Below are 17,232 nucleotides of genomic sequence, written 5' to 3'. Positions count from 1 at the left end.
CATAGGCGGCGTCCGATCCATCCCTTCCTCTCAGGAGCAACGCCATGACCCGCAAGCGCGCCCTCATCGTCGTCGACGTCCAGAACGAGTACTTCAGCGGCGGCCTGCTCATCGAGCATCCGCCGGTGAGCCAGACCCTGCCCAATGTCGGCCGCGCCATGGACGCCGCGCGCGCCGCCGGCGTGCCGGTGGTGGTGGTGCAGAACACCGCGCCGCCGGAGGCGCCGGTGTTCGTCAAGGGCACGCCGGGCTGGGAACTCAACGATGTCGTCGCCTCGCGCCACCGCGACCACTACATCGAGAAGAACCTGCCCAGCGTGTTCACCGGCACCGATCTCAAGGACTGGATCGCCGACCACGGCATCGACACCCTGACGGTGATCGGCTACATGACCCACAACTGCGACGCCTCGACGATCTTCGAGGCCGCGCACCTGGGCCTGAACGTGGAGTTCCTCGGCGACGCCACCGGTTCGCTGTCGTACGAGAACAGCGCCGGGCAGGCCAGCGCCGAGGAGATCCACCGCGTGTTTTCGGTGGTGTTCCAAAGCCGCTTCGCCGCGGTGCTGGGCACCGACGAGTGGATCGATGCGCTCAAGGCCGATGCGGTGCCGTATCTGGACAACCCGTACTCGTCGAATCAGCGCGCGCTGGCGCGCCGGCGCGAGGCGGCTTGAGAGCAAATCCCCAACGATCCCCCTCTTTCAAAGGGGGGAAGACAAGCGGGCTTCAGCAGTTCGGCGATAAGGAGCGCATGGGTTCCCCCCTTTGGAAAAGGGGGGCTAGGGGGGATTTGCTTTTGCTCCAGATCCTTCAACCCGCCGCCAACACCTGCAGCACAAGGTCGTCGGCTACTCCCGACACGATCCGCGCCAACCCCGCACGATCCCACAGGATGAAGCGCAAACCCGACGCATCGGCCTTCTTATCCAGCCGCATGCGCGCCAGCAAAGCCTGCGGCGACAAGCCCGCGGGTATCGTCGTCGGCAGGCCCAGGCGTTCCAACAAGGCGCGCAGGCGTTCCGCATCGGCGGCGCCGGCCAGGCCCAGCGCGGTCGACAGCCGCGCGGCCAGGACCATGCCCACCGCCACCGCCTCGCCGTGGTTGAGGCCGTCGCCGGTGGCGCCGGCGTAGCCTTGCTCGGTTTCGATGGCGTGGCCGAAGGTGTGGCCGAAATTGAGCAGGGCGCGATCGCCGCGTTCGTAGGGATCGCGCGCGACCACGTCCGCCTTGTACGCGCAGCTGCGCGCGATCGCCTGCGACAGCGCGGCGTCGTCGCCAGCCAGCAGCGCGTCGGCGTGCGCTTCCAGCCAATCGAGGAAGCTGTCGTCGAAGATCGCGCCGTACTTCACCACCTCGGCCAGGCCGGCGCGCAGTTCGCGCGCGGGCAGACTGCGCAGGGTGGCGGTGTCGGCGAACACCGCGCGCGGCGGATGGAAGGCGCCGACCAGGTTCTTGCCGCTGGGCAGATCGACCGCGGTCTTGCCGCCGACCGAGGAATCCACCATCGCCAGCAGCGTGGTCGGCAGCTGCACCACGTCGACGCCGCGCATCCAACAGGCCGCGGCGAAGCCGGCCAGGTCGCCGACCACGCCGCCGCCCAGCGCCAGCACGGTGGCGTCGCGGGTGGCGCCAAGCCGGGCCAGCGCGTCCAGGCATTCGCCGAAGCGGGCCAGGGTTTTTTCGTGTTCGCCCGGCGGCAGCACGTAGCGCGCCAGCGTCAGGTTGGGCCTGGCCGCGCGCAGCGCGTTTTCCAGCGCGTCGGCGTACAGCGGCGCGACATGGCCGTCGCTGACGATCAGGGCGTGGCGGCCGCGCAGCTGCGCGGCGATGCGTTCGGCCTCGCCCAGCAAGCCGGGGCCGATCTCGATCGCGTAGGGCGCGTCGCCGGACACTTTGACGCGGTGCAGAGCGGGCGGCAGCGGTGCGGTCATGCGGAAGCTCCTTGCGCGTGCGCAAGGCGGCGCCAGCAGGTGTCGAGTTGGTCGGCCAGCTTGTCCGCGGCTTCGGCCGCGGTCATGCGTTCGGTGTCGAAGCGCAGGTCGGCCACTTCGGCGTACAGCGGCGCGCGCTGCGCCGACAGCGTGCGCAGCACGTCTTCGCGGTCGTCGCGCGCCAGCAACGGGCGGGTGCGGTCGCGCGCCAGGCGCTCCAGCTGGGCTTCCACGCTCACTTGCAGGTGCACCACGTAGCCGCGCTCGCGCAGCAGGGCGCGGTTGGCCGGGTCCAGCACCGCGCCGCCGCCGGTGGCCAGCAGCAGGCCGTCCTCGGCCAGCAGTTCGGCCAGGGTCGCGCGTTCGCGCGCGCGGAAGCCGGGCTCGCCCTCGCATTCGAAGATGGTCGCCACGGTGGCGCCGGTGCGCTGCTCGATCTCGCGGTCGGCGTCGGCCAGACGCAGGCCGTAGCGCTCGGCCAGGCGGCGGCCGATGCAGCTTTTGCCGGCCCCCATCGGGCCCACCAGGATCAGATTGCTCGCGGGATTCATGCCGCGATTGTAGCCAGCCGCGATGCCGCGCTGGCGGCCCGATCCTGTTGCGTGGCCTTAACGCCGGCCGGCCTAGGCTCGCCGTTCCGGCCGCAAGCCCGCGCGCCGGCCTGACGGGAGCACGCCATGGCGGTCGCCAAGATCATCGAACTCAACGCCTCTTCCAAGACCAGCATGGAGGACGCGGTCAAATCCGGGCTGAAGAAATGCGCCGAGTCGGTCAAGAACATCAAGGGCGCCTGGGTCAACGAAATCAAGGTCGTCACCGACGACGACGGCACCGTCACCGAATGGCGGGTCAACCTGCGGGTGAGCTTCATCGTCGAGTAAGTCCGGCGCCGCGCGACGGTGCCGGCCGAGCGCGTGCGCGTCAGTCGCGCACGCGCCAGTCCCGCACGCGCCGTCGCGCGTCGACCGCCACGCTCACCTCGGCGATCGCCGGCAGCCGCGCCAGCGCCTGGCGGCTCACGCGTTCGAACAGGCGCACGAAGCGCTCGACCCCCGCGCGGTCCATGCCGACGCGTCCGGGGCGGGCGGCCTGCAGCGCGCGCTCCTGCTGCCAGCGCCACTCGGGCACGTGCTCGAAGCCGGGCGGTTGCAGGAACAGCAGGCGGTCCAGGCGCGCCCACAAGGGCGGATAGGCCTCGGCCAGGGCCCGGTTGCAGTAGCCGCGCCAGACGCCGTCGGGATCTTCCGCGCGCTCCAGTTCGTTGATCGGTGCGATCAGCTCGGCTTGGGTTTGCGCGGGCGTTTTCAGGAACCAGCCCTCGAACAGGGTCAGATCGACCGCGCGCAGGCGCGGCCAGCGCGACGGCGGCAGGCGCCGGTCGCCGAGCTTGTCGAAGCGCGGCAGGCGCACCTCGCCGCCCGCGCGCAGGCCGTCCAGGGTGGCGCAGGCCAGCTCGACCGCGTGCGTGCCCGGCGGTCCGCGCGTGGCCAGCAAGGGGTGCACGCGACGGCCCAGTTGCGCGCGTTCGCGCCGGCCCAGGTAGCAGTCGTCGATCGACAGCACCGCCACGCGCAAACCGCGTTCCTGTGCGTGCGCGGCGACCTGCGCGGCCAGGGTCGATTTGCCGCTGCCCTGCAGGCCGGCGATCGCGTACGTGCGCGCCGAATGCGACAGCGCGTCGTCGAGCACGCGCTCCACGAAGTCCGCGGCATAGGCCTGGGCGGCGGAGGGATGCGGAGCGGCCGGCATCGGGCCACAATAACCCAATGAACCCACATCCCCTGTTAGCCGAAGCCATCGCCGGATTCAGCGGTCTGTTCGAAGAGGCGCGCATCGCCGGCGAACCCGATCCGACCGCGATGACCGTCGCCACCGCCGGCCTGGACGCGCGTCCGTCGGCGCGCACCGTGCTGCTGAAGGCGCACGATGCGCGCGGCTTCGTGTTCTACACCCATCTGGACGGCCGCAAGGGCCGCGAGCTGCAGGCCAATCCGCATGCGGCGCTGCTGTTCCACTGGCCGCGCGTGCGCAATGGCGTGCAGGTGCGGGTGGAAGGCGCGGTCGAGATCGTCGCCGACGCCGAGGCCGACGCGTATTTCGCCTCGCGTCCGCGCGTGAGCCAGATCGGCGCGTGGGCCTCGCTGCAGTCCGAGACGCTGGATTCGCGCGACACCTTCGAGCAGCGCCTGAGCCAGGCCGAGCAGCGCTTCGAGGGCCGCGACGTGCCGCGCCCGCCGCGCTGGACCGGGTTGCGCGTGCGTCCGGAAAAGGTCGAGTTCTGGTACGGCGCCGATTTCCGTCTGCACGAGCGCTGGCTGTACGAATGCGACCGCGCCGGCGACTGGTCGAAGCGGATGCTGTATCCGTGAGCGACGCGGCCTGGCGCGTGCGGCCGGCGACGCAGGCCGATCTGACCGCCTGGGCGCAACTGCGCAGCGCCTTGTGGCCGGACGAGGACGGCGAGCCGGCCACCGATCACCGCGACGACATGCTGGAAATGCTGGCGCAGCCCGAGCGCCAGGTCTGCCTGCTCGCGTTCGACGAACGCGGCCAGGCCTGCGGTTTCGCCGAAGCCAGCCTGCGCGGCGACTACGTCAACGGCACCGACCGCTCGCCGGTCGGGTTTCTCGAAGGCTGGTACGTGGCGCCGTCCGCGCGCGGCCGCGGCATCGGCCGCGGGCTGATCGCGCAGGTCGAGGCCTGGACGCTGGCGCGCGGTTGCGACGAGCTCGCGTCCGATTCGCTGCTCGACAACACCTTGGCGCACCAGGCGCACGCCGCCTGCGGCTTCGAAGAGACCGAGCGTGTGGTGTACTTCCGCAAAGCCCTGCGTTGATTCTTGCGCTGCAGACCGCCGGCAGGATGCGCCGAGCGCGGCGAACCGCAGCGCCGCCGCTAATGCGACAATCGCGCCATGGGCCCCCAACGCATCGTCTGCCTCACCGAAGAACCGACCGAAACGCTGTACGCGCTCGGCGAGCAGCACCGCATCGTCGGCATCAGCGGCTTCACCGTGCGTCCGCCGGTCGCGCGCAAGGAAAAGCCCAAGGTCAGCGCCTTCACCAGCGCCAAGATCGACGAGATCCTGAAGCTGCAGCCGGACTTCGTGATCGGCTTTTCCGACATCCAGTCCGAGATCGCCGCCGCGCTGATCAAGCAGGGCGTGGAGGTGTGGATCAGCAACCACCGCAGCGTCGAGGGCATCCTCGACTACATCCTGCGGCTGGGCGCGCTGGTCGGCGCGGCCGATAAGGCGCGCGCCTACGCCGACGGCCTGCGCCGCGGCCTGGAGGAGATCGAGCGCGCCAGCGCCGCGTTGCCGCGCCGGCCCAAGGTGTATTTCGAGGAATGGGACGAGCCGCTGATCACCGGCATCCGCTGGGTCGCCGAGCTGGTGCGGATCGCGGGCGGCGACGACGTGTTTCCCGAACACGCGGCGCAATCGCTGGCCAAGCATCGCATCCTGGCCGATTCCGCCGAGGTGATCCCGCTGGCGCCGGACATCGTGTTCGGCTCGTGGTGCGGCAAGAAGTTCCGCCCCGAGCGCGTCGCCGCGCGCCCCGGCTGGGACGCGATTCCGGCGGTGCGCGACGGTCAGCTGCACGAGATCAAGTCGCCGATCATCCTGCAGCCCGGTCCGGCCGCGCTCAGCGACGGCGTGCGCGAGATCGCCCGCATCATCCAGGCCTGGGGACGCACGGCGGCGGCGCAGTAGGGCGCCGCACGCGCGACCGGCGTTGGGTGCGATGCAGCATCGGTCGTGGCGGACGGTGCCGGTTGCGGCGGTCGCGCGCGATAAGCATCACAGTTCGCTCCCGTATGGTGCACTGCGGCGTGCAGCGCCCATACGCATTCGTACAGTCGGACGGGCCGGCGCCGCCGGCCTCGCCAGCGGTACGGCACGGTTTCTGGGAGGGAACATGTCGCGATCGATCCTGCGTACGGGCGCCTTGCGCGCCGGAGTCTGGGCCCGCGTGTTCGCGGTCCTGCTGTTGCTGGCGGCGGCCCTGCCGGCCAGCGCCGACGACTACACCAAGACCAAGCATCCCGTGGTACTGGTGCACGGCCTGTTCGGCTTCGACGAGCTCGGCGGCCTCTACGACTACTGGTACGACATTCCCGGCCAGCTGCGTGCCGGCGGCGCCAAGGTCTACGTCGCCAACGTGTCCTCGGCCAACTCCAGCGAACTGCGCGGCGAACAGCTGATCGACTATCTGGAAACCCTGCAGGCGACCTACGGCTACACCCGCTTCAACCTGATCGGCCACAGCCACGGCGGCCCGACCGCGCGCTACGTGGCCTCGGTGCGGCCGGATCTGGTCGCCTCGATCACCTCGATGGGCAGCCCGCACACCGGCAGCAAGGTCGCCGACGGCATCGGCACCGCGTTCCCGCCGGGCTCGCCCGGCCGCGGCCTGGTCGCCGGCCTCGCCGACGCGCTGGGCTCGTTCCTGGAGTTCCTGTCCGGCGACGACGATCCGCAGGATGCGTTGGCGGCATTGGCCTCGCTGGACAGCAGGGGCGCGGCCGCGTTCAACGCGCGCTATCCCGAAGGCCTGCCCGCCAGCGCCTGCGGCCAGGGCGCGGCCAGCGTGCGCGGCGTGCGTTATTACTCGATGGGCGGCACCCAGCCCTTGAGCAATGTGTTCGATCCCAGCGATCTGCTGATGGGCGCGGGCGCGCTGTTCTTCGGCTTCGAGGCCAACGACGGCCTGGTCGGGCGCTGCTCCTCGCACCTGGGCAGCGTGATCCGCGACGACTACGCCTGGAACCACCTCGACGAGGTCAACCAGGTCGCCGGCCTGCGCGGCCTGTTCGCATCCAGCCCGCCCAGCGTTTACCGTGCCCACCTCAATAGGCTGAAGAACGCCGGGTTGTAGGCATGCTGCGTTTCACCTTGGTATTGATGTTGGCCGCCGGCGTGGTGCTGGCGGTGGCGCTGTCGGGCTGGCGTCGCGAGACGGCGCCGGCTCGTGCGCCCGTACCGTCGGCGGCGAACGCGCAGGCCTCCGCCGCCGCGCCGGCGTCCGCACGCCGGCCCGCCGCGCCGGCGGGCGCAGGCGATTCCCTGCGCGACACCGCCGTCGACGGCGCCCTGACCCTGGACGCCGCCGGCAAGCCGGTGGTGGATCGCGCGATGCGGCGATTGTTCGATTACTTCCTCACCCGCCTGGGCGAGCGCGACCTGGCGGCCATCCGCAACGACCTGCGCCGCTATCTGCAGCCGCGCCTGGGCGCGCCCGCGCAGGCGCAGGTGCTGGCCTGGTTCGATGCCTATGTCGCGCTGGAACGCGAAAGCGCGGCGCTGGGCGTGGGCAGCGATCTGCGCGCCGACCTGGAACGCCGCCGCGAGCTGCGCCGGCGCCGTCTCGGCGCCGCCGTCGCCCAGGCCTGGTACGGCGAGGAAGAACTGCGCCTGGCGCAGACGATCGCGCGCCAGGCCCTGCTGCGCGATCACGGCCTCACGCCCGCGCAACGCGCCGCGCGCCTGCGCGAGCTGGAGGCCGCGCAGAGCGACGCCACCCGCGTAGAAAGCGACAACGTGACCTTGGCGATGCGCCAGAGCGCGCAATTCGAGGCGCAGGGCATCGGCCCCGAACGCCGTTACGCCGAACGCGAGGCCGCGTTCGGTGCGCCGGCCGCGCAACGCCTGGCCGACCTCGACCAGCGCCGCGCGCACTGGAATCGGCGAGTGGCCGAGTACCGCGCCGGCCGCGAGCGGGTCTTGGCCGATCGCAGCCTCGACGCGGCGCAGCGCCAGGCCCGTCTAACCGCCTTGCTCGCGCCGTTCGACGCGCGCGAACGCCTGCGCGTCGAGGCGCTGACCCGCGACGATCCGCGCCACTGAAGCCGCGGAGTCAGGTGAGCGCGCGCCGGTGCAGCGGACGCCTCAGCGCGGATAGAACTCGCGGCTGAACTGCACCGTCGTACTCGCTCCTTGCTCCGGCGTCACGCCGACCTCGAAACGCAGGGTGTCGGGCAGGGCGATCTCGACCGTGCCGATGTAGTCCAGCAACTGCGCATCGCCTTCGCCGGTGCGCAGCTCGCGCAGCTCCAGCGTGTGGCGCTGCCCGCGCAGGTCGGTGGCGGTGGCGCTGACGCGCGCCGGCACCGCCACGTCCTGGCCGTCGGGCCCGCGCCGCACCGCCACCAGCAGCATCACCGTGGCGTCGTCGCGCACGATGCCGTACTGCGCAGCGACCGTGGGCGACAGCGCCGAGGTTTGCAGCGCGCTGGCGCGCACGGTGACGTCGCCGCTGCGCGCCACCGCTTCCTGCGGCGCCGCATTGGCATTGCCGGAGCTGCCGGGCACCGCGGCCTCGCGGCCGCAACCGGCCAGCAGTGCCAGGCTGAGCAGGCAGACGGCGAGGGCGCTACGCATGGCGATGGCTCCTTGGGGTGGCGGATCAGTCGTTGGCGGCGGACAGTTCGCGCCCGCGCTGGGTGGCCGCGGCGATCGCGGCGGCGACCAGCGGACGGAAACCGCCGGTCTCGAAGGTTTCGATCGCGGCCTGGGTGGTGCCGCCGGGCGAAGTCACGCGCGCGCGCAGCACGTCGGCGGCCTCGTCGGAGCGGGTCAGCATGGTCGCCGCGCCGAGCAGGGTCTGGTTGACCAGCGCGCGCGCGGCCTCCGGCGCCAGGCCTTGGGCCACGCCCGCGGCCTGCATCGCCTCGGCGAGCAGGAACACATAGGCCGGGCCGCTGCCGGACACCGCGGTGACCGCATCCATCTGCGCTTCCTCGTCTATCCACACGGTCGGCCCCACCGCATCCAGCAGCGCCGCCGCGCGCGCGCGCTGCGCCGGCGTGGTGGCGGCGTTGGCGTACAGGCCGGTGATGCCGGCACCGAGCAGCGCCGGCGTGTTGGGCATCGCGCGCACCAGCGCCTGCCCGCCGCCCAGCCACAGGGCGAGCTGGCTGGCGGTGATGCCGGCGGCGATCGAGATCACCAGCGGCCGCTGCGACTGCGCCAACGGCGCCAGCGCCGAACACACGCTGCGCATCACCTGCGGTTTGACCGCGAGCAGCCACACGCTGGCGCCTTCGGCCGCTTCGGCCGCGTTGGCGTGGCTGCGCACGCCGAACTCGCGCTGCAGGGCCTCGCGCAGTACCTCGACCGGCTCGGCGACGCGGATCGCAGCGGCGTCGCCGCCGCGCGCGACCAGACCGCCGATCAGGCTGCGCGCCATGTTGCCGCCGCCGATGAAGGCGACCGGGCTGAGCGTGGACAGGGCGGTATCGGATGCGGACATGGCGGGATCGAGCGGCTGCGGAGCGCCCAGCATACCGAGGCCGCCGCGGCGCCGCGCGACCCGGTCGTCGGCGCAACGCCGCCGCGCGCTTATGCGACGGCGCGCACGTTCACGTCGACGCCTTCGGCGCGCGCGCGCCGAACAGCGCCGTGCCGATGCGCACCATCGTCGCCCCTTCCTCGATCGCGATCGCGTAGTCGTCGCTCATGCCCATCGACAGCGTGTCGATGCTGGGATGGGCTTCGCGCAACGCCGCGAACAACGCCTGGCTGCGACGGAAGGCCGGGCGGCGCTGCTCGGGCTGCGCATGCGGCGTCGGGATCACCATCAGCCCGCGCAGGCGCAGACGCGGCTCGCCCGCGATCGCCGCGGCCAGCGCCGCCGCGTCCTCCGGCCGGCAGCCGTGCTTGCTGGATTCGTCGTCGATGTTGACCTGGATCAGCACCTGCAGCGGCGCGCGCGCCGGATCGCGGTGGCGGGCCAGGGCGGTCACCAGTTTGGCGCGGTCCACGGTCTGCACCCAGTCGAACAGGCGCGCGGCCTGCTCGGCCTTGTTCGACTGCAGGTGGCCGATCAGGTGCCACTCCAGGTCCAGCGCGGCCAGCGCCTGCGTTTTGGCTGCGGCTTCCTGAACATAGTTCTCGCCGAACGCGCGCTGGCCGGCCGCCGCCAGTTCCGCGACGGCGGTCGCATCCTGGGTCTTGCTGACCGCCAGCAACTGCGGTACTGGCCGTTGCGCAAGGCGCGCGGCGTTATCCAACTGGTGCAAGATGCCGTGCAGGGCGAGCGCGCGCACGTGGGAAATCCTGTGAAAGAGGGCTGGTTCGGCGATGCGGGTACGGGGCTATACTGCCTCGCAGGGGACGCTGCCCGCTAGTCGCGGCTGGCCGTTATCGTCGCTCGTTTGCGTTTAAGCGTTTTCGCTGTAGCTTGCCTACGTGTGGTTTGAAGTTTCCATCTGAAGTTCTGTTGCAGTGCGGGGGAGCACGCATGGATATCGCCGAACTGTTGGCGTTTTCGGTCAAGAACAAGGCATCCGACTTGCATCTGTCGGCCGGATTGCCGCCGATGATCCGCGTCGATGGCGACGTGCGGCGCATCAATATTCCAGCGCTGGACCATAAGCAGGTCCACTCGCTGGTGTACGACATCATGTCGGACAAGCAGCGCCGCGATTACGAAGAATTCCTCGAGGTCGACTTCTCGTTCGAGATCCCCGGCCTGGCCCGCTTCCGCGTCAACGCGTTCAACCAGAACCGCGGCGCCGGCGCGGTGTTCCGTACCATTCCTTCGGAAGTGCTGTCGCTCGAGGATCTGGGCTGCCCGCGCATCTTCAAGGAACTGATCGAGCAGCCGCAGGGCCTGATCCTGGTCACCGGCCCGACCGGTTCGGGCAAGTCGACCACGCTGGCGGCGATGATCGACCACATCAACAAGAACGAGTACGCGCACATCCTGTCGGTGGAAGACCCGATCGAGTTCGTGCACACCTCGCAGAAGTGCCTGATCAACCAGCGCGAAGTCCACCGCGACACCCACGGCTTCAACGAGGCCCTGCGTTCGGCGCTGCGTGAAGACCCCGACTACATCCTGGTCGGCGAGTTGCGCGATCTGGAAACCATCCGCCTGGCGCTGACCGCGGCCGAGACCGGCCACTTGGTGTTTGGCACCCTGCACACCTCCTCGGCGGCCAAGACCGTGGACCGCATCATCGACGTGTTCCCCGCCGGCGAAAAGCCGATGGTGCGCTCGATGCTGTCGGAGTCGTTGCGCGCAGTGATCTCACAGGCGCTGCTGAAGAAGGTCGGCGGCGGCCGTACCGCGGCCTGGGAAATCATGGTCGGCATCCCGGCGGTGCGTAACCTGATCCGCGAGGACAAGGTCGCGCAGATGTACTCGGCGATCCAGACCGGTCAGAACCACGGCATGATGACCCTCGACCAGCACCTCCAGGACCTGGTGAAGCGCGGCATGATCCTGCGCCCGCAGGCCCGCGAGTACGCCAAGGACAAGCGTCTGTTCGACTAAGTGAAACCGGTCCCGGTTGCCCGGGACCGTTGCTGGCACAGTGCCGGCGCCGGTCCCCCGGCAGTCACCGCGTCACGGCACCGTCTTTTTAGTTAGACCTCCCGAGGAGGCAGCCCCATGAGCACCATCGACTTCACCTCGTTCCTCAAGCTGATGGCGCACCAGAAGGCCTCGGACTTGTTCATCACCGCCGGCATGCCGCCGTCGATGAAGGTCCACGGCAAGATCTCGCCGATCACCCAGAACCCGCTGACCCCGCAGCAGAGCCGCGACCTCGTGCTCAACGTGATGAACCCTCAGCAGCGCGAGGAGTTCGAAAAGACCCACGAGTGCAACTTCGCCATCGGCGTGACCGGCGTCGGCCGCTTCCGCGTGAGCTGCTTCTACCAGCGCAACCAGGTCGGCATGGTGCTGCGCCGCATCGAGACCAAGATCCCGACCGTCGAAGAGCTGAACCTGCCGCCGATCATCAAGACGCTGGCGATGACCAAGCGCGGCATCATCATCTTCGTCGGCGCCACCGGTACCGGTAAGTCGACCTCGCTGGCGGCGATGATCGGCTACCGCAACATGAATTCCAGCGGCCACATCATCACGATCGAAGACCCGATCGAGTTCGTGCACAAGCACGAGGGCTGCATCATCACCCAGCGCGAAGTCGGCATCGACACCGACAGCTGGGACGCCGCGCTGAAGAACACCCTGCGCCAGGCGCCGGACGTGATCATGATCGGCGAGGTGCGCACCCGCGAGGGCATGGACCACGCCATCGCCTTCGCCGAAACCGGCCACCTGGTGCTGTGCACGTTGCACGCCAACAACGCCAACCAGGCCATGGATCGCATCATCAACTTCTTCCCCGAGGACCGTCGCGGCCAGCTGCTGATGGACCTGTCGCTGAACCTCAAGGGCGTGGTCGCGCAGCAGCTGATCCCGACCCCGGACGGCAAGGCGCGCCGGGTCGCGATGGAAATCCTGCTGGGCACGCCGCTGGTGCAGGACTACATCCGCGACGGCGAAATCCACAAGCTCAAGGAAGTGATGAAGGAGTCCGTGCAGCTGGGCATGAAGACCTTCGATCAGGCCCTGTTCGAGCTCTACCAGGCCGGCGAGATCAGCTACGAGGACGCGCTGCGTTACGCCGACTCGCAGAACGAAGTGCGCCTGCGCATCAAGCTGGCCCAGGGCGGCGACGCGCGCACTCTGGCCCAGGGCCTGGACGGCGTCGAGGTCGCGGAAGTGCGCTGACGCGTCGTCCAAGCGCCGCATGGTCAAGAAGCCCGGCCCGTCCGGGCTTCTTGCCGTTTGGGCGCCGTGGTCGGCTGCCCTGCGGCGCAGCCCGCATCGGCAGCGGCGCTGGGCCGCACGGCCCGACGGCCGGCGCGGTGTCCTGTGGGACGCATGTGTATCGTTAGCCGCTAACAGGGACGTATCCCCCACGACAGGGAGCATGTCGCATGGCCGCGACCGACCACCGACCCGCCGCGTCCGGCCCCGAGCCCGGCGCCGCGCCCGACAGCGCGCACGAGCATGGCGCGGGCCCGCAACACGCGACCGCCGATGCCAACGCGGACGCGCTGGCGGCCACGATCGACGCCGCCGAACGCGCCGCGATCGATGCCCGCCGCGAGGCGGCCGGCGTAACCGGCCGCGACGGCGCGCCGCCCAGCACCATCGGCCTGGCCCTGTCCGGCGGCGGCGTGCGCAGCGCCACCTTCTGTCTGGGGCTGATCCGCGGCCTCGCCCAGAACGGCCTGCTGCCGCGCCTGGACTACCTGTCGACGGTCTCTGGCGGCGGCTACGCGGGTGCGGCGCTGGGACGCCTGATCGCCTCGGTGGGCCTGGCGCAGGCGCAGGAACTGCTGCGTCGCAGCGACACGCTGCTGCTGGGGTGGCTGCGCCGTTACGGCCGCTACCTGGTGCCGCGCGGCGCGCGCGACTACGGCGTCGCCATCGCCACGTATCTGCGCGCGGGCCTGGCCGTGCATCTGGAAATCGGACTGCTGGCGATCGCGATCGGCGCGCTGGTGGTGTTGCCGCACATGATCCAGAGCCGCACCTATCTGCTCGCGCCGCAGGATTGGAGCGCATGGCGCAGCGCGTGGTGGCCGTTGACGGCGCTGGTCTGGCTGTCGTTGGCGCCGGGCAATCTGATGGCCTATTGGGCGTTGCGCGACGCGGCGCCGAACGACGCCGCCGCACCCGCCCAGCGCGCGCGCTTCCGCGTGTGGGACATGTTCATGGTGTTGGGGCCGGCCGCGCTGGCGGTGCTGCTGTATCGCAGCCTGCCCGTGGCGACGGTGCCGCTGCCCGGATACTCGGGCAAGTTCCTGGCCTGCGTGGCGCTGACCAGCGTCGCCGTCTACGGCTTGTGGCTGTGGCTGCGCATCGCGCGTGCGCGCGAGGATCGCGACACCGTCAACGCACGCGAGCGCGATCGCCTGACCGCGCAGCTGCGCCTGATCAACATCGTCGCGCTGCTGCCCGCGTTCGCGGGCTTGCTCGACCTGGCCAGCTGGAACCTGCTCAAGCTGCTGGAGTCCGGTGCGCTGTGGGTGTACGGCAGCGTCGGCCTGGGCGGCTTGCTGGTGATCGTGGTGCGCGCGTTCGGCGAGCCCATCCAGCGCCTGCTGTCGAACGAGGAAGGGCCGCGTCCGGGCCTGATGCCGCTGCTGATCAACGTGCTGGGACTGGGCGCGGTGGCGATCGTGCTGGTGTTGTGGGTGACCGTGGTGCAGTGGTGGGTGTTCGGCGAACACGCCGGCGACTCGGGCTGGCGCGTATGGCTCGCCCAGCAATCGGCCCTGCAGCGCGTGGGTTGGCTGGCGCTGGCGCTGGCGGTCTGGTTCGTCGGCACCGGCCTGCACACCGAAACGGTCAACACCACGTCCTTGCACGGCTTCTACCGATCGCGCCTCACCCGCGCCTATCTGGCGGTCGGCAGCCGGCGCCGGTTCCCGGGCGAGGCCGTGCTCGGCGCGCGGCGCGCCAGTCCCGAGGAAGTGTCGAACATCGTCGAAACCGTCGACGACGACGATGTCGCCATGGCCCAGTACCGCCCCGATCTCAAGGGCGGCCCGCTGCACCTGGTCAACACCTGCCTCAATCAGACCCGCGGCGCCAGCAGCCGGCTGTACAACGCCGATCGCAAGGGCGTGCCGTTGGTGGCCAGCGCCTTCGGTCTGGAAGTGGGCCGCGATGCGGAGCGCGCGCAGATCGCGCCGCCGCGGCTGGACAAGCTCGGCCGCTGGATCGCGATTTCGGGCGCGGCGGCCTCGCCGGGCGCGGGCTCCAACACCACCACCGGCTGGGCGATGCTGCTGTTCCTGGTCGGTGCGCGCCTGGGCTACTGGTTCGACACCGGCCGCGGCAACGCTCAGTTGGATCCGCCCATGGCCGGCGTCGGCCGGGGCCGCACGCACGGTCCCGGCAAATGGACGCTGGCACTGGCGCGGCGCTGCCGCAACTCCAAGTTCGGGCGGCTGATGGCCGAGGCTCTGGCCTCGTTCGACGGCGCCGCCGCGCGCGCCTGGTTCCTGTCCGACGGCGGCCACTTCGACAACACCGGCGTGCATCCGCTGCTGCGGCGGCAGCTGGATTTCATCGTGCTGGCCGATTGCGGCGCCGACCCCGACTACGAGTTCGCCGATCTGGAGAACCTGATCCGCAAGGCGCGCATCGACTACGGCGCCGAGATCGAGTTCTACACCGAGGACAGCGCTTGCCACCTGCCGCTGATGCAGGACGAACACATCTGCGTATTGGCGCCGGAGAAGCTGCACGACCACTACACCGCGCGCGGGGTGATGCTGGCGCGCATCCGCTACCGCCCCGATCGCCAGGGCCGCAGCAAGCTGGGCACCTTGCTGGTGGTGAAGCCGAACCTGCATTTCGCGCTGGACAGCGACGTGCTGGCCTACGCGCGACGCAACCCCGCGTTTCCGCAGCAGCCGACCTCCGACCAGTTCTTCGACGAGGCGCAGTGGGAGAGCTACCACCGGCTGGGCGAGGACTTCGGCCGGGCCCTGAAGCCGGGTTGGCTGGAGCAGCTGCCGGGCTGGGCGGCGCCGATCGAGCCGCAGGACGCCTTGCCGTCGTTGCGGCGCCTGCGGCCGTCCACGGCCCAGGCCGACGAAGCGGTCAAACCGTTCTGGCGGCCGGAAACCAAGGCTGCGGCGATCAGCGCCGGCCTCGGCGCTGGCCTGGCCGCGACCCTGGTGGTGCCGGCCTGGAACGTGTTCGACAAGTTCGCTGAACAACGCCGGCAAGAGGCTGCCGCATCCGGCCAGCGCCTGAAGGAACTGCGCCAGAAATTGCCGGTGTGGGCGCGTGCCGGTCTGCCCGCGCCTGGCGGCGAGAAGGACGTCGATGTCGACGAAGACACGCAGGCCTTGCTCAACGACGTCTACCGGCAGGTGCGGCGCGAACGCGACGGCATCAGCGATGCCGGCCGCACGGTCAGCAAAGTCCAGGCCAGTTGCGGCTTGCCGCCGTCACGGTCGCTGGCCAAGGCCTGCCCGCCGCTGCAGAGCGCGCACCGCAATCTGTGCGATGCGGTCTGCGATCCGCCTGCGCGCGATCCGTATTGGGAGCGCAGCACCGAGGCGGTCGCGTTGGCGTCGGCGCCGGACGGAGGCCTGAAGATCGGAACCGAGACGACCGGTATCGACGACAGCGCAATCCACGACAGCGGCGGCTACGATTCGGTGTTCGTCGGCGATCCGCTATCGCGCGGCACGTCCGTGCCGACCGCCACGCTGCCGGACGTGCCCGTCGTCATAGACGCGCCGCCGCTGCGGGTCGGCGGCAACAAGCACGACGGCGCCAAGAAGCAAGGCGGCAAGCCGCAAGGCGGCGTCGTCGCCATCGAGCGCGCGCCGCCGGCGCAGGCGGCGGTGCAGCGCGCCTGCGGCCGCTATCCGGTGGCGGTGTACGTGCAGGTCTACGACGAGGCCACGCGCCTGCGTGCGGCGGCATTGCCCTGGGCGCAGCTCAAGCCCGCGGCCGCCATGCCCGGCATCGAGAACGTGGTGCGTTCGGCGCGCGCGCGCAATGCCGAGCCGCCCAAGTCCTACCGGCAGCCGACCCTGGTCGTGCATCGCATGGACGATCAGGGCGCCTGCGCCGCCGCGCTCAAGGACTGGTTGGCGCCTCAGCTCACGGCCTGGTACGGCGACAGCGCCGGGGTCGAATTGCGCAAGTTGCCGGGCGCGTTCAAGCCCGAGGAGCGGGTGATCGAACTGTGGCTGCCGAATGCGACGGTGGCGTCGGCAGCGATGGCGGGCACTGTGCCCGAGCCCGAGCGGTAGCGGCGACACGCCGCAGCGTGCGCGGTCAAGCTCAGGCCTTGGCCGCGCCTATCCACGGCGGCGGCGGCCGCAGCTTCGCCAGCTTGGCGTAGACCGGGCAGGTCTCGCGATGCCCGCCGGGCAGATAGCCCAGGCTCATCAGGAACTCGTTGGTGATCTCGCCGCCGGTGAAACGGAAGGTGTTCTTGAACAGCTTGACCCAGCCGGCCTTGTCGCGCGCGCGGCCGTCGAGCAGCAGATGCGCATCCAGCCATTGCGCGAAGCCGCCGTGGCTGGCGCGCAGGGCCTGCACGACCTGGGCGTTGTGGATCGCGGCGTCGACCTTGAGGCGGTTGCGGATGATGCCGGCGTCGGCGAGCAGGCGCGCGCGGTCGCGTTCGCCGTAGGCGGCGACGGTGTCGACGTCGAAACCGTCGTAGGCCGCGCGGAAACTCTCGCGCTTGCGCAGGATGGTTTCCCAGCTCAGGCCGGCCTGGTTGATCTCCAGGATCAGGCGTTCGAACAGCTCGGCCTCGGCGCGTTGCGGATAGCCGTACTCGCGGTCGTGATATGGGCCGTGCAGGGGATGGCCGGGCGCGAAATCGCAGTAACCGGACATGGCTCAGGCGGCTCCGCGATGGAGCGTGGCGGCGTCCGCGGGCGTTGCCGGGGCCGGAAAACGGAGGGTCGGCCGGGGCATGGCGCGGGTCCGGTGAGGGCAAACCCCA

At 70.5% G+C, this 17,232-nt stretch carries 17 protein-coding genes; 10 read left to right on the top strand and 7 right to left on the bottom strand.

The window, feature by feature from the left end; genetic code table 11:
- Positions 1–44: 44 nt before the first annotated feature.
- Positions 45–677, top strand: a complete 633-nt coding sequence (locus LVB77_RS17150) for a cysteine hydrolase family protein (RefSeq protein ID WP_232907287.1) — start codon at positions 45–47, stop codon at positions 675–677.
- 136 nt (positions 678–813) lie between these two features.
- Here LVB77_RS17150 and aroB read toward each other — a convergent pair whose 3' ends face one another.
- Together aroB and LVB77_RS17140 are read right to left on the bottom strand one after the other, a co-directional pair.
- Positions 814–1,935, bottom strand: a complete 1,122-nt coding sequence (gene aroB / locus LVB77_RS17145) for a 3-dehydroquinate synthase (protein ID WP_232907286.1) — start codon at positions 1,933–1,935, stop codon at positions 814–816.
- A complete protein-coding gene (locus LVB77_RS17140; protein ID WP_232907285.1) occupies positions 1,932–2,486 on the bottom strand; it encodes a shikimate kinase in 555 nt (184 codons plus the stop codon). Before LVB77_RS17140 ends, aroB begins: the two co-directional genes overlap by 4 nt.
- 126 nt (positions 2,487–2,612) lie before the next feature.
- Between LVB77_RS17140 and LVB77_RS17135 the strand changes: the two genes are divergently transcribed.
- Positions 2,613–2,816 carry a dodecin family protein gene (locus LVB77_RS17135; protein ID WP_232907284.1) on the top strand — a complete coding sequence of 68 codons (204 nt, stop codon included), beginning with the start codon at positions 2,613–2,615 and terminating at the stop codon, positions 2,814–2,816.
- 40 nt (positions 2,817–2,856) lie between these two features.
- On the opposite strand, the gene LVB77_RS17130 is transcribed toward LVB77_RS17135, so the two are convergent.
- Complete coding sequence (locus LVB77_RS17130; protein WP_232907283.1) at positions 2,857–3,684, bottom strand: kinase; 828 nt, start codon at positions 3,682–3,684, stop codon at positions 2,857–2,859.
- A 17-nt stretch (positions 3,685–3,701) separates the two neighbouring features.
- On the opposite strand from LVB77_RS17130, the gene pdxH reads away from it, so the two are divergent.
- The 5 genes from pdxH to LVB77_RS17105 all read left to right on the top strand — a co-directional run bounded on the left by pdxH (position 3,702) and on the right by LVB77_RS17105 (position 7,783).
- Positions 3,702–4,304, top strand: coding sequence for a pyridoxamine 5'-phosphate oxidase (pdxH, locus tag LVB77_RS17125; RefSeq protein ID WP_232907282.1), 603 nt, complete (start codon positions 3,702–3,704; stop codon positions 4,302–4,304).
- Positions 4,301–4,771: an aminoglycoside 6'-N-acetyltransferase gene (aac(6'), locus tag LVB77_RS17120; protein ID WP_232907281.1), complete on the top strand. Its 471-nt coding sequence runs from the start codon at positions 4,301–4,303 to the stop codon at positions 4,769–4,771. The genes pdxH and aac(6') overlap by 4 nt, the downstream gene beginning before the upstream one ends.
- Positions 4,772–4,849: 78 nt before the next feature.
- A complete protein-coding gene (locus LVB77_RS17115) occupies positions 4,850–5,650 on the top strand; it encodes a cobalamin-binding protein (protein ID WP_232907280.1) in 801 nt (266 codons plus the stop codon).
- Between the two features lie 205 nt (positions 5,651–5,855).
- Positions 5,856–6,815 (top strand): triacylglycerol lipase, encoded by a 960-nt coding sequence (locus LVB77_RS17110; RefSeq protein ID WP_232907279.1) that lies wholly within the window; start codon positions 5,856–5,858, stop codon positions 6,813–6,815.
- A gap of 2 nt (positions 6,816–6,817) precedes the next feature.
- Positions 6,818–7,783 carry a lipase secretion chaperone gene (locus LVB77_RS17105; protein ID WP_232907278.1) on the top strand — a complete coding sequence of 322 codons (966 nt, stop codon included), beginning with the start codon at positions 6,818–6,820 and terminating at the stop codon, positions 7,781–7,783.
- Positions 7,784–7,825: 42 nt separating this feature from the next.
- Here the strand turns inward: LVB77_RS17105 and LVB77_RS17100 are convergent, their stop codons facing one another.
- The 3 genes from LVB77_RS17100 to LVB77_RS17090 all read right to left on the bottom strand — a co-directional run bounded on the left by LVB77_RS17100 (position 7,826) and on the right by LVB77_RS17090 (position 9,948).
- Positions 7,826–8,317 carry a DUF4426 domain-containing protein gene (locus LVB77_RS17100; protein WP_232907277.1) on the bottom strand — a complete coding sequence of 164 codons (492 nt, stop codon included), beginning with the start codon at positions 8,315–8,317 and terminating at the stop codon, positions 7,826–7,828.
- 25 nt (positions 8,318–8,342) lie between these two features.
- On the bottom strand, positions 8,343–9,188 hold the full coding sequence (proC, locus tag LVB77_RS17095) for a pyrroline-5-carboxylate reductase (RefSeq protein WP_232907276.1): 846 nt from the start codon (positions 9,186–9,188) through the stop codon (positions 8,343–8,345).
- A 109-nt stretch (positions 9,189–9,297) separates the two neighbouring features.
- Positions 9,298–9,948, bottom strand: a complete 651-nt coding sequence (locus LVB77_RS17090; protein ID WP_232910333.1) for a YggS family pyridoxal phosphate-dependent enzyme — start codon at positions 9,946–9,948, stop codon at positions 9,298–9,300.
- A 230-nt stretch (positions 9,949–10,178) separates the two neighbouring features.
- On the opposite strand from LVB77_RS17090, the gene LVB77_RS17085 reads away from it, so the two are divergent.
- The 3 genes from LVB77_RS17085 to LVB77_RS17075 all read left to right on the top strand — a co-directional run bounded on the left by LVB77_RS17085 (position 10,179) and on the right by LVB77_RS17075 (position 16,525).
- Positions 10,179–11,216 (top strand): type IV pilus twitching motility protein PilT, encoded by a 1,038-nt coding sequence (locus tag LVB77_RS17085; RefSeq protein ID WP_055903397.1) that lies wholly within the window; start codon positions 10,179–10,181, stop codon positions 11,214–11,216.
- Positions 11,217–11,333: 117 nt separating this feature from the next.
- Positions 11,334–12,464, top strand: a complete 1,131-nt coding sequence (locus LVB77_RS17080; RefSeq protein ID WP_232907275.1) for a PilT/PilU family type 4a pilus ATPase — start codon at positions 11,334–11,336, stop codon at positions 12,462–12,464.
- Positions 12,465–12,673: 209 nt separating this feature from the next.
- Positions 12,674–16,525, top strand: a complete 3,852-nt coding sequence (locus LVB77_RS17075) for a hypothetical protein (protein ID WP_232907274.1) — start codon at positions 12,674–12,676, stop codon at positions 16,523–16,525.
- A 31-nt stretch (positions 16,526–16,556) separates the two neighbouring features.
- Here the strand turns inward: LVB77_RS17075 and LVB77_RS17070 are convergent, their stop codons facing one another.
- The gene (locus LVB77_RS17070) at positions 16,557–17,123 is read right to left on the bottom strand and encodes a DNA-3-methyladenine glycosylase I (protein ID WP_232907273.1); all 567 of its coding nucleotides are present in this window, start codon (positions 17,121–17,123) and stop codon (positions 16,557–16,559) included.
- Positions 17,124–17,232: the final 109 nt, after the last annotated feature.

The sequence above is a fragment of the Lysobacter sp. 5GHs7-4 genome, assembly GCF_021284765.1.
GTDB lineage: Bacteria > Pseudomonadota > Gammaproteobacteria > Xanthomonadales > Xanthomonadaceae > Lysobacter.
The sequence above is the reverse complement of the archived record's forward strand: the minus strand, read 5'-3'. Positions and strand labels throughout refer to the sequence as shown.